13 protein-coding genes are annotated in these 15034 nt (G+C 65.8%); 5 read left to right on the top strand and 8 right to left on the bottom strand.

Annotated features, from left to right (window positions below):
- Positions 1–4: 4 nt before the first annotated feature.
- The 7 genes from V2L18_RS10905 to V2L18_RS10875 all read right to left on the bottom strand — a co-directional run bounded on the left by V2L18_RS10905 (position 5) and on the right by V2L18_RS10875 (position 8615).
- Complete coding sequence (locus V2L18_RS10905) at positions 5–835, bottom strand: carbohydrate ABC transporter permease (protein ID WP_336178253.1); 831 nt, start codon at positions 833–835, stop codon at positions 5–7.
- A 2-nt stretch (positions 836–837) separates the two neighbouring features.
- Entirely contained in the window at positions 838–1710 is an 873-nt protein-coding gene (locus V2L18_RS10900) for a sugar ABC transporter permease (RefSeq protein ID WP_336178252.1), read from the bottom strand.
- Between the two features lie 242 nt (positions 1711–1952).
- Positions 1953–3266, bottom strand: coding sequence for a sugar ABC transporter substrate-binding protein (locus V2L18_RS10895; RefSeq protein ID WP_336178251.1), 1314 nt, complete (start codon positions 3264–3266; stop codon positions 1953–1955).
- 409 nt (positions 3267–3675) lie between these two features.
- Entirely contained in the window at positions 3676–5493 is a 1818-nt protein-coding gene (gene edd / locus V2L18_RS10890; RefSeq protein ID WP_336178250.1) for a phosphogluconate dehydratase, read from the bottom strand.
- Positions 5494–5527: 34 nt separating this feature from the next.
- The gene (gene pgl / locus V2L18_RS10885) at positions 5528–6211 is read right to left on the bottom strand and encodes a 6-phosphogluconolactonase (protein WP_336178249.1); all 684 of its coding nucleotides are present in this window, start codon (positions 6209–6211) and stop codon (positions 5528–5530) included.
- Positions 6208–7671 (bottom strand): glucose-6-phosphate dehydrogenase, encoded by a 1464-nt coding sequence (zwf, locus tag V2L18_RS10880; protein WP_336178248.1) that lies wholly within the window; start codon positions 7669–7671, stop codon positions 6208–6210. The genes pgl and zwf overlap by 4 nt, the downstream gene beginning before the upstream one ends.
- Positions 7671–8615, bottom strand: coding sequence for a carbohydrate kinase (locus V2L18_RS10875; protein WP_336178247.1), 945 nt, complete (start codon positions 8613–8615; stop codon positions 7671–7673). The genes zwf and V2L18_RS10875 overlap by 1 nt, the downstream gene beginning before the upstream one ends.
- Before the next feature lie 652 nt (positions 8616–9267).
- Here V2L18_RS10875 and V2L18_RS10870 point away from each other — a divergent pair.
- Complete coding sequence (locus V2L18_RS10870) at positions 9268–10488, top strand: ROK family transcriptional regulator (protein WP_336178246.1); 1221 nt, start codon at positions 9268–9270, stop codon at positions 10486–10488.
- Between the two features lie 102 nt (positions 10489–10590).
- On the opposite strand, the gene secB is transcribed toward V2L18_RS10870, so the two are convergent.
- Positions 10591–11067, bottom strand: a complete 477-nt coding sequence (gene secB / locus V2L18_RS10865; protein ID WP_336178245.1) for a protein-export chaperone SecB — start codon at positions 11065–11067, stop codon at positions 10591–10593.
- 252 nt (positions 11068–11319) lie between these two features.
- Between secB and V2L18_RS10860 the strand changes: the two genes are divergently transcribed.
- From V2L18_RS10860 to V2L18_RS10845, 4 genes are all read left to right on the top strand, one after another.
- Positions 11320–12666, top strand: a complete 1347-nt coding sequence (locus V2L18_RS10860; protein ID WP_336178244.1) for an ActS/PrrB/RegB family redox-sensitive histidine kinase — start codon at positions 11320–11322, stop codon at positions 12664–12666.
- A 146-nt stretch (positions 12667–12812) separates the two neighbouring features.
- Positions 12813–13379 (top strand): ActR/PrrA/RegA family redox response regulator transcription factor, encoded by a 567-nt coding sequence (locus V2L18_RS10855; RefSeq protein WP_336178243.1) that lies wholly within the window; start codon positions 12813–12815, stop codon positions 13377–13379.
- Positions 13380–13573: 194 nt separating this feature from the next.
- On the top strand, positions 13574–13969 hold the full coding sequence (locus tag V2L18_RS10850; protein WP_336178242.1) for a DUF2852 domain-containing protein: 396 nt from the start codon (positions 13574–13576) through the stop codon (positions 13967–13969).
- 204 nt (positions 13970–14173) lie between these two features.
- A complete protein-coding gene (locus V2L18_RS10845; protein ID WP_336178241.1) occupies positions 14174–14926 on the top strand; it encodes a SprT family zinc-dependent metalloprotease in 753 nt (250 codons plus the stop codon).
- Positions 14927–15034: the final 108 nt, after the last annotated feature.

The raw sequence follows: 15034 nt of genomic DNA, 5'->3' as shown, positions 1-15034 counted from the left end.
GGGCCTATTTCACGGCGCCGAAGGTCAGACCGCGCACGAGCTGTTTCTGGCTGAACCATCCCAGGATCAGGATGGGGGCGATGGCCATGGTCGAGGCGGCGGAGAGCTTGGCGTAGAAGAGGCCCTCCGGACTGGAATAGCTGGCGATGAAGGCTGTCAGCGGCGCCGCTTTGGCGGCTGTCAGATTGAGCGTCCAGAAGGCCTCGTTCCAGGCCAGGATGACATTGAGCAGCAGCGTGGAGGCGATGCCGGGCACCGCCATCGGCGTCAGCACGTAAAGGATTTCCGCCTTCAGGCCGGCCCCGTCCATGCGCGCGGCCTCCAGGATCTCGCCGGGAATCTCGCGAAAGTAGGTGAACAGCATCCAGATGATGATCGGCAGGTTGATCAGCATCAGCACGATGATCAGGCCGATAAGGCTGTCGAGAAGACCGATGTCGCGGAAGATCAGGTAGATCGGGATCAGCACGCCGACGGGAGGAAGCATCTTGGTCGACAGCATCCACATCAGCACGTCCTTGGTCCGCTTGGCCGGGACGAAGGCCATGGACCAGGCCGCCGGAATGGCGATCAGGAGGCCCAGCACGGTGGAGCCCAGCGAAATGATCACGGAATTGAGGAAGTGGCGGAAATAGTCGGAGCGCGACTGGACTTCCGCGTAATTCTCCAGCGTCCAGTGGAAGTTGACGAAAGAGGGTGGCGAGGCGACCGCCTCCGCTTCCGTCTTGAAGCTCGTCAGCACCGTCCACAGGATCGGGAAGAAGATCGCAAGTCCGATCGCCCAGGCCAGGACGGTCACGACGGTCTTGCGGCGATTGGAACTCGCGCGGGCCATGGTCAGATGTCCAGGTTCTTGCCGATCATCCGCATTAGGAAGATCGCGACGACATTGGCGAGGATGACGGCCACGATGCCGCCGGCGGACCCGCCGCCCACGTCGAACTGCAGGAGCGACTGGGCGTAGACGAGATAGGTGATGTTGGTGGTCGCATAGCCCGGCCCGCCATTGGTGGTAACCAGGATTTCCGCGAAGACCGACAGCAGGAAGATCGTCTGGATCAGCACGACCACGGTGATGGCGCGCGAGAGGTGCGGCAGGGTGATGTAGAAAAACGTCGAGAACGGACCGGCCCCGTCCATCTCGGCCGCCTCAAGCTGGTCGCGGTCGAGCGACTGCAGCGCGGTCAGCAGGATCAGCGTCGAGAACGGCAGCCACTGCCAGGCGACCATGCCGATGATGGAGGCGAGCGGCGCCTGGGCGAGGAAGTCGAAGGGCTGCATCCCCATCGCCTTGGCCATGTGCGCGAAGAGCCCGTTGACGGGGTTCATGAACATGTTCTTCCACACCAGCGCGCCGACGGTGGGCATGACAAAGAACGGCGCGATCACCAGGATGCGCACGATGCCCTGTCCCCACATCGGCTGGTCGAGCAGGATCGCCAGCAGGACGCCGCCGCCGATGGTGATCACCAGCACGCCGACGACGAGAAGAAGGGTGTTCGTGAGGGCGGCGAAAAAGGCCGGATCGGTGAGAAAATAGCTGTAATTGGCAAGGCCGATGAAGTCGTGGGCGCCGGGGATCAGCAGGTTGTAGTGCAGGAAAGAAAAGTAGATCGTCATCGACAGGGGGATGATCATCCACCCCAAAAGCAGCAGCACGGCCGGCGATAGCATCAGCCTCGCCGCGGCCCGCGAATGGGTTGTGGCCATGGTCGAACACTCCATCGATCAGTCAAACAGGCGATCGGTCAAACGGGCGATCAGTTAACCGCCGGGCGATCAGTCAAACGGGTCCGTCCTGCAGGATGCCTTGGTAGCCCGGATCGAAGACCGCAAGGGAAAAGGACGCGGACGCCGTCCGGCCGAAGCGTGGCCCGCAAGGACCCGGCATGGGGCCTCAATGACCCCATGCTAGCACGCCTTGACGGCAAGCGCCCGCGCAAGGAGGGCGGCTACTTGATGTAGCCGGCCTTGGTCATCTCTCGGGTGGTGAGCGCCTGAGCCCCCTGCAACGCCTGGTCGGCCGACATGTTGCCGGCAAGCGCTGCGGAGAAGAGCTGGCCGACGGCGGTGCCGATGCCCTGGAACTCGGGGATCGAGACGAACTGGCCGCCGGTATAGGGAACCTCCTGCACCGAGGGCTTGGTCGTGTCGACGGAGTTGATCGCATCGAGCGTCATCTTCGCGAACGGCGCGGCCTTCTGGTATTCGGGGTTCTCGTAGAGCGAGGTGCGCGTGCCCGGAGGCGAGGCGGCCCAGCCTTCGCTGGCGGCGACGAGTTCGGTGTAGTGCTTGGAGGTCGCCCAGGCGACGAAGGCCTTGGCCGCGTCCGCCTTCTTGGTGGAGGCGGGGATGGCGAGGTTCCACGACCACAGCCAGTTGCCGTGGTTGTTTACGCCGTCCTTGTTCGGGAACTGGGCAAAGCCGACGCTGTCGGCCACGGTGGAGTCGTTCTTGTTGGTCACGAAGGAGGCGGCGACCGTAGCATCGATCCACATGCCGCACTTGCCCTGCTGGAACAGGGCCAGGTTCTCGTTGAAACCGTTCGACGACGCGCCCGGAGGCCCGTACTTCTTCATCATGTCGAGATAGTCGGTGAGCGTCGCCTTCCACTCAGGCGTATCGAACTGCGGCTTCCAGTTCATGTCGAACCAGCGCGCGCCGTAGGAATTGGACATCGCGGTGATGAAGGCCATGTTCTCGCCCCAGCCCGCCTTGCCGCGCAGGCAGATGCCGTAGACCTCGTTGTCCTTGTCGGTCATCGCCTTGGCCGCGGCCTTGATATCGCTCCAGGTCGGCTGGTCGGACATCTTGATGCCGGCCTTCTCGGCCAGGTCCGTGCGGTACATCAGCATGGCCGATTCGCCGTAGAACGGTGCGGCATAGAGCTTGCCGTCAACGGTCAGGCCGCCGGAGATGGCGGGCAGGAGATCGTCCTTGTCATAGTCGGCGGGCATGTCGTCGAGCGCCATCAGCCAGCCCTGCTTGCCCCAGATCGGCACTTCGTAGTTGCCGATGGTCATGACGTCGTACTGGCCGCCCTTGGTGGCGATGTCGGTGGTCACGCGCTGGCGCAGCACGTTTTCTTCCAGCGTCACCCATTCCAGCTGGATATCCGGGTGATCCTTGGTGAAGTCGTCGGTGAGCTTCTGCATGCGGATCATGTCGCCGTTGTTGACGGTGGCGATCGTGATGGTTTCCGCATGTGCGGCGAAGCCGAGTGCGAACGCACTGACGGCGCCAAGCAGCAAAGTCTTCCTGAACATGATTCCTCCCAATCTGCGGTCTGCGGCCGCACGGCTGAACGAACGGGGTTTCAGCAGCCTGCCAACCTCCGCGGCAGACCGATCGGTAATCGCGAAACTATGCAGTAGCCCCACTGCCTTGTCTATAAATAAATCACATTGATTTTATATTAGACCGATTCGACATGGGGCACCTCTGCACTTTCGGGAAATCCGGATGCGGGTTCGACAACGCCGCTCTCCGAGCGTCGATCCTTGGGCGCGCGGCACGGGCGAAGATAGCGGGCAAATGGCCGCAGGCGCGTTCCGGCCGCATCTGCAAACGGACAGCCGGGGCGAGTGCGCAACGGAGCGATGGGGCCACAAGTGCGGCCCCGTCACAATTGTCATTCCCGACGAGGGCCGGGCAGGGACATCTTGCCGGCGCCGTCTACACGACGACGGCCGCGCCCGTGTCCGCCGTGCCGACCGCCTCGCGGAAGGCGGCGAAAAGCTCGCGGCCGATGCCGTGCCGGTTGGCGGAAAGATCCGGCCGTGCCGGTTCGCGCGCGGCGAACTCGGCCGCATCGACCAGCACCTCCAGCGTGCCGGCCGTTGCGTCGAGGCGGACGACATCGCCGTCCTTCAACCGCGCGATAGGACCGCCGTCGGCGGCCTCCGGGCTCACGTGGATCGCCGCCGGCACCTTGCCCGACGCCCCCGACATGCGGCCATCGGTCACCAGCGCGACCTTGTGCCCGCGGTCCTGGGTGACGCCCAGCGCCGGCGTGAGCGAATGCAGTTCCGGCATGCCGTTCGCCTTGGGCCCCTGGAAACGCACGACGACGACGAGGTCGCGGTCGAGTTCGCCCGCCTTGAAGGCGGCCTTCACCTCCTCCTGGTCGTGGAAGACGCGCACCGGTGCTTCCACCACGTGGCGCTCCGGCTTGACAGCCGATGTCTTGATCACCGCGCGCCCCAGGTTGCCGGAAAGCTGCTTCAGTCCGCCGTCGGCCTGGAAGGGATCGGAGACGGGCCGCAGGATCGCGTCGTTGCCGCTTGTCCGGGGCCCGTCGCCCCACACGATCTCATCGCCTTCGAGCTTAGGCTCCTGCGTGTAGTGGGAGAGCCCCTCGCCGGCGATGGTGCGCACGTCCTCGTGCAGCAGCCCCGCCTCCAGCAGTTCGCCGATCATGTAGGCGAGCCCGCCGGCGGCGTGGAAATGGTTCACGTCGGCCAGCCCGTTGGGATAGACCCGCGCCATCAGTGGCGTGACGGCGGAAATCTCCGCCATGTCCTGCCAGTCGAGATGGATGCCGGCCGCACGCGCCATGGCGACCAGATGCAGCACCAGATTGGTGGAACCGCCGGTGGCGTTGAGCCCGACCAGCCCGTTGACGAAGGCGCGCTCGTCGAGCACGTCGCACACGGGCGTGAATTCGTTGCCCTTGGCGGTGATCGCCAGAGCGCGTTTTGCGGCCGCCTTCGTCAGCGCGTCGCGAAGCGGCGTATCGGGATTGACGAAGCTGGCGCCCGGCAGGTGCAGGCCCATGAATTCCATCAGCATCTGGTTGGAATTGGCCGTGCCGTAGAAGGTGCAGGTGCCGGGGCCGTGGTAGCTTGCCATCTCCGCGGCCAGCAGTTCGTCACGGCCGATTTCGCCCGCCGCATAGCGCTGGCGGACCTTGGCCTTCTCGTCGTTGGGAAGGCCGGAGGTCATCGGACCCGCGGGCGCGAAGACGGCCGGGATATGACCGAAGGTCGCCGCCGCCATCACAAGGCCCGGCACGATCTTGTCGCACACGCCCAGATAGATCGCGGCATCGAAGCAGTTGTGCGAAAGCGCGACGCCGGCCGCAAGGGCAATCACGTCGCGCGAGAACAGCGACAGCTCCATGCCGGGTTGGCCTTGCGTGACGCCATCGCACATGGCCGGAACGCCGCCGGCGACCTGCGCCGTGCCTCCCTCTCTGCGCGCGGCTTCCTTGATCAGATCGGGGAAGCGGGCGAACGGCTGATGCGCCGACAGCATGTCATTGTAGGCGGTGACGATGCCGATATTGCCGGCATCGCCTTGCGCGATCGTCTGCTTGTCTTCGCCCGAGGCGGCGGTGACGTGGGCGAGGTTGCCGCAGGTCAGGTGCGCGCGGGCCGGGCCCGCCTCGGCGGCGCGGCGGCAGCGCTCCAGATAGGCGCTGCGGGTGTCACGCGAACGTTCGCGGATGCGGTCGGTGACGGCTGCAATGGTGGGCGAAATGGTCGGGTGCATGGGACCTCTCCCGAATTTCTGCTTTTTCAGTGCCTTACTCGGCGAAATGAACGGTGGCGCCCTCCAGCACGGCGACGATCGGCGCCTGGAGCGGATCCTTCGTCGCGAGCGCCTGCTGCAGGGCCTCGCGCTTGGCGGTGCCGGTGATCAGGATGTGACGTTCGCCCGCTCCCCTGAGGACGCGTGCCGCTAGGGTGACGCGGGGCTCCGGCTGGTCGCCGGTGCGAACGGCGACCACCACGGGCGCATTCTCGGCAAGCGCTTCCTTCAGGCCGACGGAACCGGGAAAGAGCGACGCGGTGTGCATATCCGCGCCCATGCCGAGAACGGCGATATCGAGCGGCAGCGCGGTCTGTTCCAGTCCGGCGGCGACAGCGGGTAGCGATTCCGTCGGTTCCGCCGTGCCGCCGTAGAGCGGCGAGAAGGTTGCGGCCGCGGCCGGGCCCGCAAACAGCGTCTCGGCGAGCAGCTTCTGGTTGGACCGCGGCTCCGTGCTCGGAACCCAGCGCTCGTCGGTCAGCGTGACGACGACCTTCTCCCAGTCGAGAGGCTCCCGTCCGAGCCGTTCCAGCATCGCCCCCGGCGTCGTGCCGCCGGGAACCGCGATGCGCGCCACGCCGCGCTGGTCAACCAGCGTGCGCAGTCGGTTGCCGATGAGCGCCGCCAGCCCTTCGGCCAGCGCCTCGCGCGACGGGTATTCGATGATCTTCGGGCTCATTGGGCAAGCTCCCGCCAGCGCCGGCCGTCGCGGTGCATCAGCATCAGCGCATCGTCGGGACCGGCGGACCCGGGCTCGTAGAGCTCCGGCCGCTCGCCGTCGACGCGTGCGGTGATCGCATCGACCCAGGCCCAGGCCGCCTCCACCTCGTCGCCGCGCATGAACAGGGTCTGGTCGCCGCGAATGACGTCCATGACCAGCCGCTCATAGGCATCCGGCATGCGCATGTTGGAGGCGCCGAGCGTGTCGGCGAAGGTCATGTCGAGGACGGCGGGCGCAAGCCGCATGCCGCCGGGGCCGGGCTCCTTGATGGTCATGCCGAGCGTGATGGCTTCGTCAGGCTGCAGGCGCAAGGCGAGAACGTTCTGCGCGGCGCGTCCGCTGGCTTCGGGAAAAATCGAATGGGGAGCCGACTTGAACACCACGGCCACCTCCGAGACCCGCGATTTCATCCGCTTGCCGGTGCGCAGGTAAAAGGGCACCCCCGACCAGCGCCAGTTCGCGACCTCGGCCCTCAGCGCGATGAAGGTTTCCGTGCGGCTCGTCGGCGCGTTCGCGTCCTCGACATAGGAGGGCATGCCAGGTCCGGCTCCGTATTGGCCGCGCACCACATGGTCGGGATTGGTAAGTGGGGCCAGCGCGCGCAGCACCTTCAGCTTCTCGTCGCGCACCGCGTCGGGCTCGAAATGAGCCGGCGGCTCCATCGCTACCAGGCAGAGCAGCTGCAGCAGGTGATTCTGCACCATGTCGCGCATGGCGCCGATGCCGTCATAGTAGGGGCCGCGCCCTTCCACGCCGACCTTTTCGGCCACCGTGATCTGCACGTGATCGATGTGACGCGCGTTCCACAGCGGCTCGAAGAAGGCGTTGGCGAACCGGAGCGCCATCAGGTTCTGCACCGTCTCCTTGCCGAGATAGTGATCGATGCGGAAGATCTGGTGCTCGCCGAAATGACCGGCGAAGACGCCGTTGAGCGCCTTCGCGGAGGCAAGGTCGTGGCCGAGCGGCTTCTCGATGACGATACGCGAATTGGCGTCCGTCAGCCCGGCCGCATGCACGCCCTCCGCGATGGGGCCGAAGAAGCGCGGCGCGACGGAGAGGTAGAAGGCGCGCGGACGGGTGCCGCCGGTCTCCGGCAGGGCGGCCTTCAGCCGGGGCCAGCCGGCTTCGTCCATCACGTCGAGCGAGACGTAGTCGATGGTGGCGAGAAACTTGCGGCGCATCTCCGTGTCACGGGCATCCTCGCCGCCGAATTCGTCCAGCGCCGCATCCGCCATGCGGCGGTAGCCGTCCGCATCCAGGTCGGCGCGCGCGACGCCGACAATACGGGCGCCTTCGGGCATCTGCCCGTCATGCATGCGGTGGTACAGCGCCGGGATCAGCTTGCGCCGGGCAAGGTCGCCCGTGGCACCGAAAACGACGAGATCGAACGGATCCACGGGGACGATGCGTGCGACCATCAAATATTCTCCTTGCAGACGTCGGCCAGTTCGGCGCGGCGGGGAAGGTCGGCGCCGCGGCGGGTGCAGGTGATCGCCGCGGCTTCCACGGCAAAGCTGACGATGTTGGCGAGACCGTCACTGTCGATCTCGTCAAGGGTGGCGCGCGTTTTCATGCCGCGTTCCGCGAGACCGGCGATCAGCGCCGCTTGGAAACTGTCGCCCGCACCCACGGTGTCAACCACCGGCACGCGGCGTGTTTCCACTTCGACCACCACCCCGCATCCATAGGCATGGACGCCGTCACGCCCGCGCGTGACGATGACGAGACCGGCTCCGGCCGCGCGCCATCGTGCCGCAATACCAGATGGGCATTCGCCGGGATAGAGCAGTTCGAGGTCTTCCTCGCTCACCTTGACGACATCGCTGTGACGGATAAAGGCATCGATCCGCTTTCGCCACAGGTCCCGGTCGGTCTCCACATTCAGGCGGACATTGGGATCCAGCGTGATCAGACGACGGCCCGCCTCGCGCCGGGCAAACGCCAGCAGGGTGGAGGCGACGGGTTCGGCAACCAGCGAGAAGGACCCGAAATGGATGCCCCACACGCTGTCGTCGAGCTCCGGCAGGTCTTGGGGTTCGAGCGCCCGGTCCGCCGCGTCTGCACCGTAGAACGTATAGGCGGGGCTGCCGTCGGGGTTGAGATCGACGAGGCTCAGCGTCGTGGGACGAGACGAGCAGCGCAGGTATCTCGTGTCCACCTTCTCCCGTTCCAGCGTTTCCCGCAACCGGACGCCGAGCGGATCGGTGGAAAGGCCGGCCAGAAAGGCCGCGTCCTGTCCAAGGCGCTTCAGGCCGGTCACGACATTGAACGGGGAGCCCCCGACGCGCGCATCGAAGGTCAGACCCGTCTCGCCCTCGCAGGCAAAGAGATCCCAGAGCGCTTCACCGCAAACCAAAAACATTCGTTCTTCGCCGCAGCGTCTTTCTCGCCGCGTCCCTGCATATGTCAAATGAGATTTGGCGCGTGGCTCCGGTGCGACCGGACGAGCTGCGCCTTGTCGCCGTGGGCGGGAGTCCGCCTCGGCACCGCATGGCTTGAGCCTGTTCCGAACGGATAAACCTGCCGGAGCGAAACATGCTCAAGGTATTGATCTGAAGCGAGTTCCTGTCGTTCAGAGAGTTCCGCCCGCAAGGCAAGAGCTCCGCTGGCCATGGGCCACGGAGATCACTCGAAATAGGTTCGGCATTTCTAGGATTCGTTCCTCCGCCGTCCCGTGCCGGCGTTCGGTATGCGACCGGTGGTGACCTCCGAGCGACCATGTTCGGGCGGGTCCGGAACCGTCCGAGACATGGTCCGCGCGGGGCGGCTTGCCCGGTTCTATCGCTCCGAAACGGGCCGGCCCGAAGCCCGCTCCCGAGCCGCCTTTCGGCGGCGCACGCCGGAAACGATCGGCCCTGCCGCCGCGCGCCAGCATCGCGCGGAGCGAGGCCGGCTCCGTTGCGTTACATACGCCACAGTGCGCGACTCTTGTCAATAAATAAATCACTTTGATTTTAATATTAGAACCCGGGTAGCATCGTGCCACCGATTTGCGACGAGGATGGAGAGACCGGATGCGAGGCGGCGATACCACGGGTCTGCGCGCTTACAACGAGCGCCTGATCATGAGCGCGCTGCGGCGCGCGGGCGCCTTGTCGCGCGCCGAAATCGCAAGGGAAACAGGACTTTCCGGGCAAGCCGCCTCGGTCATAGTCAGCCGGCTCATGGAGGCTGGTCTCGTCGTCAAGCGCGAAAAGGTTCGCGGTCATGTCGGCCAACCGTCGACGCCGATCGCTCCCAATCCGGCTGGCGCCTATTCGTTGGGCGTGAAGATCGGCCGCCATTCGGTGGAGGCGCTTCTGGTGAATCTCACCGGCGACGTTATCGGCAGCCGTCGCAAAGGATTTGCGGCGCCGCTGCCCGATCGCACGATCGCGACGGCGGCACGTCAGGTCACGGAACTTCTGGAAATGCTCGACGAGGAGGCGCGCCGGCGCGTCGTAGGCATCGGCATCGCCATGCCGGGCGAGCTGGAAGCCTGGGCCACCGAACTCGATCTGGCGCCCGGGTCGCTCGATGGATGGCGCACGGCCAACGTGTCCGGCGCGCTGTCGCAGGCAACCGGGCTGGAGGCCTGGCTCTACAACGACGCAACGGCGGCCTGCGCCGCGGAGATGATCGCCGGCTCGGCGATTGCCACGCGCAGCGCGCTCTACATCTACATGGGCACCTTCATCGGCGGCGGCATCGTGCTCGATGGAAAGCTCTATCCGGGCGAACAGGCCAATGCCGGGGCGATAGGCTCGATGCCCGCCGGCCGGGCGATCGGAGGCCGGGCGCCACGCCAGCTCATTCATTCCGCATCCGTCCTGCAGTTGGAGCGTGCCCTGACCGCGGCCGGCTTCGACAGTCAGGAGGTCCTTTATTCCGACACCGCCACGCCGGAGATCGAGGCCATCTTCGAGCGCTGGATGGAGGCCACGTTGCCGGAATTCGCGCGCGCAGTCGTGGCGGCGCTGTCGATCATAGATTTTCAGGCCGTGGTCGTCGACGGGTTGCTGCCGCCGCCCTGGCGGGCGCGGCTTACGGCGGGGCTTGAGGATACGCTGGGCGCTTTCAACCTGTCGGGCCTGTCGCCGACGTTGGTCGCGGCGGGAAGCATCGGCCCGATGGCCCGCGTTCTGGGTGCGGCGATGCTGCCGCTCGAAGCGCGTTTTTCGCCCGATACCGACCTGCTGGTGCGGTCCGGCATAAGGCCGGCCGAACCGCGCGAGCCGGTGCGCAAGGCTGGCTGACAGGGCCCCCAACTGGAAATGCGCCCCCGCCTGAGACCTGCGCATACGAAAAGGAGCGCCGGCGGCGCTCCCTGGTCTTCTCGGTATCGGGTGCCTCTGCCGTCAGTTCAGCGGCTGGGTGTTCCCCTGCGCCATGTTCTGGCGGTAGAGGGCCGCGAAATCGATCGGATCGATCATCAGCGGCGGGAAGCCGCCGTTGCGGGTGCAGTCGGAGATGATCTGGCGCGCGAACGGGAACAGCATGCGCGGGCACTCGATCAGCACGAACGGGTGCATGTGCTCTTCCGGAATGCCCTGAATGCGGAAGATGCCGCAATAGACCAGTTCCACCGCGAACATCGCCGTGCCGTTGGAAACGGCCTTCGCCTCCAGCGCCAAGGTCACCTCGAACTGGTTGTCCTCGTGCTTTGTGGCGTTGACGTTGACGTTGATGTCGAGCTGCGGCTGCTGCTCGTTCGGACGCAGGGTCGCCGGCGCATTCGGGTTCTCGAACGAGAGATCCTTGATGTACTGGACGAGGATGTTCATGGCGGGCGGCTGCTGTTGTGCGCCGGCGGCGGGCTCGTTCGTATCGCTCATCGAGTGTCGTTATCCGTGTGTCGGTCCTAATGGCGGGCCGCTGCAGGGGCCGGCCTCGATCCGGCTGGCTAGCATGGCCGGGCGGGGCGAGACAAGCGAAGAGGCGCCACAAAACCGCCGAAACCGAACATTCGCGGGAAAATTGCCCTAACGGCATATTGCAATTGAGGGGTCACAATGGCTTGGCGTCGGCCGGATGGCAGTCTATTCAGTGGACGTAACGACCTATAGAGCGACCCGAAAGTGGAGCCCATGCTCGGTGCTGTCCCCGCCCGGAATGACTTCGGCGAAAGACTGCTGAAGCTTGACACCCTGGTCAGATTGAGGTGGCTCGCCGTCGCCGGTCAGACCGCCGCGGTGCTTGTCGTCAATTACGGCTTCGGCTTCAAGGTGCCGATGGGGTTCGTCTTCGCGCTGATCGCACTGTCGGCGTGGCTCAACCTGTTCCTGAAACTGGTGCGCGCGAAGGTGCAGCGCCTGCCGCAGCGCTGGTCCGCGGTGCTGCTGGGCTACGACATCCTCCAGCTTTCCGGCCTCCTGTTCCTGACCGGCGGTCTCGGCAATCCCTTCGCCGTTCTGCTGCTGGTGCCTGTTACCGTTTCGGCGGCCGCGCTGCCGCCGCGCGATACGGTGGCGCTCGGCGGTATCGTCATCTGCGCGGCGAGCCTTCTCGCCTTCTTCCAACTGCCGCTGCCCTGGATCGAGGGCGAGGTGTTCCAGTTGCCCGGCACCTACCAGTTCGGCGTATGGACGGCGCTGGTGGCGACGCTTGCCTTCATCGCCTTCTACACGTTCCAGGTCGCGGCCGAGGCGCGTCAGCTTTCCCAGGCGCTTGCCGCTACCGAACTGACGCTGGAGCGCGAGCAGCATCTTCATTCGCTCGACGGCCTCGCCGCCGCCGCCGCCCACGAGCTGGGCACGCCGCTCGCCACCATCGTGCTCACCGCCAAGGAGCTTGAGACCGATCTTGCCGAAGGCTCCACCCAGCGCGAGGACGTCGCCCTCATCCGCACCCAGGGCGACCGCTGCCGCGAGATCCTGCGCAAGCTCACGTCTCTTTCCTCCGACCAGTCTTTCCTGAGCCTGCGGCTCTCCCACCTGGTCGAGGAGGTGGCAGAACCGCACCGCGAGTTCGGCATCGCCGTCACCATCATCAAGGAAAGCAACGCCGGCGAGCCGACGGTGCGGCGCAACGCATCGATCATCTACGGGCTCGGAAACCTGCTAGAGAACGCCGTCGATTTCGCCACAAGCGCTGTCAGCGTGCGGCTGAACTGGACCGATGCGAGCGTCTCGGTGACGATTACCGACGACGGACCCGGCTTTGCCGACGATGTGATCGATCGGCTGGGTGAGCCTTATGTGACCACACGCGCACGCGCCGGAGCGCGGCCGACGGAGGTTGCTGCCCAGGCGAACGCCGGCGGTCTCGGTCTTGGCTTCTTCATCGCCAAGACGTTGCTGGAGCGCACCGGCGCACGGCTGTCGCTGCGCAACAGCCTGGAAGGCGGCGCGGTGGTACAGATCGTCTGGCCGCGGATCGCGCTGGAAAGCGCCGAGGATTCCGCCGGTGCAATCGAGGAGGCCGGTTACGCGTGAGCTGAGCGCCGAAAATGGCGCCTGCCGCCACGAGGATTGGATCGGGAGAAACGGGTGGGGAGAGCGTGATTTGCTCCAGGGCACCCGCTCTCCTATAAACGGGGCTGTAGGGGGTGGCTCTGCCCCCGGGAATGCAGGAACTAAAGATGACAGACGAAGTGCCGAGTGAGCAACTGGAGGGCGAAATCGCGGGGGCTCGCCTGCTGATCGTCGATGATGACAAGCCGTTTCTGCAGCGGCTGGCACGGGCGATGGAAAAGCGTGGCTTCACGACCGACATCGCTGACAGCGTGGAAGAGGCGAGAGCCAAGATCGCTGCCACCCCGCCCGCCTTTGCCGTGGTCGACATGCGGCTCGGCGACGGCAACGGCCTCGACGTGATCAGCGCGCTGCACGAGCACTCTCCCGAGGCGAGGGCGATCATCCTCACCGGATACGGCAACATCGCGACAGCGGTCACCGCAGTGAAGCTTGGCGCCATCGACTATCTGGCCAAGCCCGCGGATGCCGACGACATCTTCGCCGCGCTGACCCGCAAGCTCGACGAGATGGCGCCGCCGCCGGAAAATCCGATGTCGGCCGACCGCGTGCGGTGGGAGCACATCCAGCGCGTCTACGAGCTTTGCGATCGCAATGTCTCGGAAACCGCCCGGCGGCTCAACATGCACCGCCGCACGCTGCAGCGCATCCTCGCCAAGCGCGCCCCGCGCTGAAGGCGTACCCGTCGGGCCCGACCTCGGGCGTCGTGCGACGGCGGATGGAACACGTGTGACGCCGGCCCGTCGGGGCGGCGTTCCCTGATCTGCGTCCTCGCGGAGGCGTTTGCCACATCCGCGATACGTCTTCTTGAAACGTTGCCGTTACGCTCCCAATTGATCTTCCGGGTTGGGAAACCGGGAAAGTGACCATGACACGGTGCGGGCCCCTTCGTCCGGCATGGACGCCGCTCACGATCACCCTGATGATCCTGGGCTTCGTTCTTTATTGGCCGCTCGGCCTCGCCATGCTCGCCTACATTGTGTGGGGCGACCGGCTGCAAGGCGCGTTTTCCAGCGTGCGCAACGATTTGCGCGAAGGCTTGCGTTCGATGGGCGCGGAGTTCGGCATGGGCGGGCGCACCGGCAACTCCGCGTTCGACGCCTATCGCGAAGACGAACTGGAGCGGCTGGAGGAGGAGCGTCGCCGGCTTGACGAGATGCGTGCCGAGTTCGACGAATTCCTCGCCAATCTGCGCCATGCCCGCGACCGGGAGGAATTCGACGCCTTCATGAAGGGCCGTCGCAAACCAGTCGCAGCCGCCTAGAGCATATTGATCTGAAGCGGTTTCTTGTGTCTCGGACGATTTCGTCTGAACGGAAAGCGCTCCAGTCGTGCGCAGCGAGACGGCTGCCGCGAACGCGCCCCACGCCGCTGCAGCGCGATCACGCTATACTTGGGCCCGCCCGAATCGCCGCGTCGCGGCGGCGAGCCGGGCCTGCCCCGACCGGTTTCATCTGCGGATCCCCCGATGCGCTTCTTCAATCCAGCCCGTGCCGAGCCGGATCACATCGTTCTCGACATTGATGGTCGGGACGTGCGCGTGGAGGTCAGGCGCAACGCGCGCGCCCGGCGTTACAGCCTGCGCCTGCCGGCTGCCGGTGGTGGTCCGGTGCTGACGATCCCGGAGCGCGGCACCTTCCGTACCGCGCAGCGGTTTGCCGAGGATCATCGCGGCTGGCTTGCCGAGCGCATGAAGACGATGCCGGCTGCCCGGCCCTTTCTGGCCGGCGGCACCGTGCCGCTTCGCGGCGTTCCACATTTCATCGAGCACAGGCCGGCGGGCCGCGGCACGGTTCTCGTCGTTGACGAAGAGGCGGGCCCCAAGCTGGTCGTGGCGGGCGATGGGCCGCATCTGCCGCGCCGGCTGACCGATTTCCTCAAGAAGGAAGCCCGGGCCGATCTGGCGGAAGCGGTGGAGCGCCATGTCGGCGCGCTCGCGCTTGCCCATCCCTCTGCCCGTCGCCCCACGGGCCTCGTCATTCGCGACACCCGCTCGCGCTGGGGCTCGTGCACCGCGCAGGGCAAGCTCAACTTCTCGTGGCGACTGGTGCTGGCGCCGGCCTTTGTGCTCGACTATGTCGCGGCCCACGAGGTGGCGCATCTCGTCGAGATGAACCACTCGGCCCGCTTCTGGAATGTGACGAACGCGCTCTTTCCTGAAACCGAGCACGCCCGGGATTGGCTGCGCCGGTACGGCAGCGACCTGCACAGCTACGGCTGAGTGCCGCCCCTGCCCGTCCGAAAAACCAGAAACCGTGCCGGATGTCGGCAAAGGCAGGTGGTGACGTCCGCGCCGCTCTTGCCCATTATCGGCGCCATGCAGCGAATC

This window comes from Breoghania sp. JC706 (assembly GCF_037026715.1).
In the GTDB taxonomy this organism is placed as follows: Bacteria; Pseudomonadota; Alphaproteobacteria; order Rhizobiales; family Stappiaceae; genus Breoghania.
The sequence above is the reverse complement of the archived record's forward strand: the minus strand, read 5'-3'. Positions and strand labels throughout refer to the sequence as shown.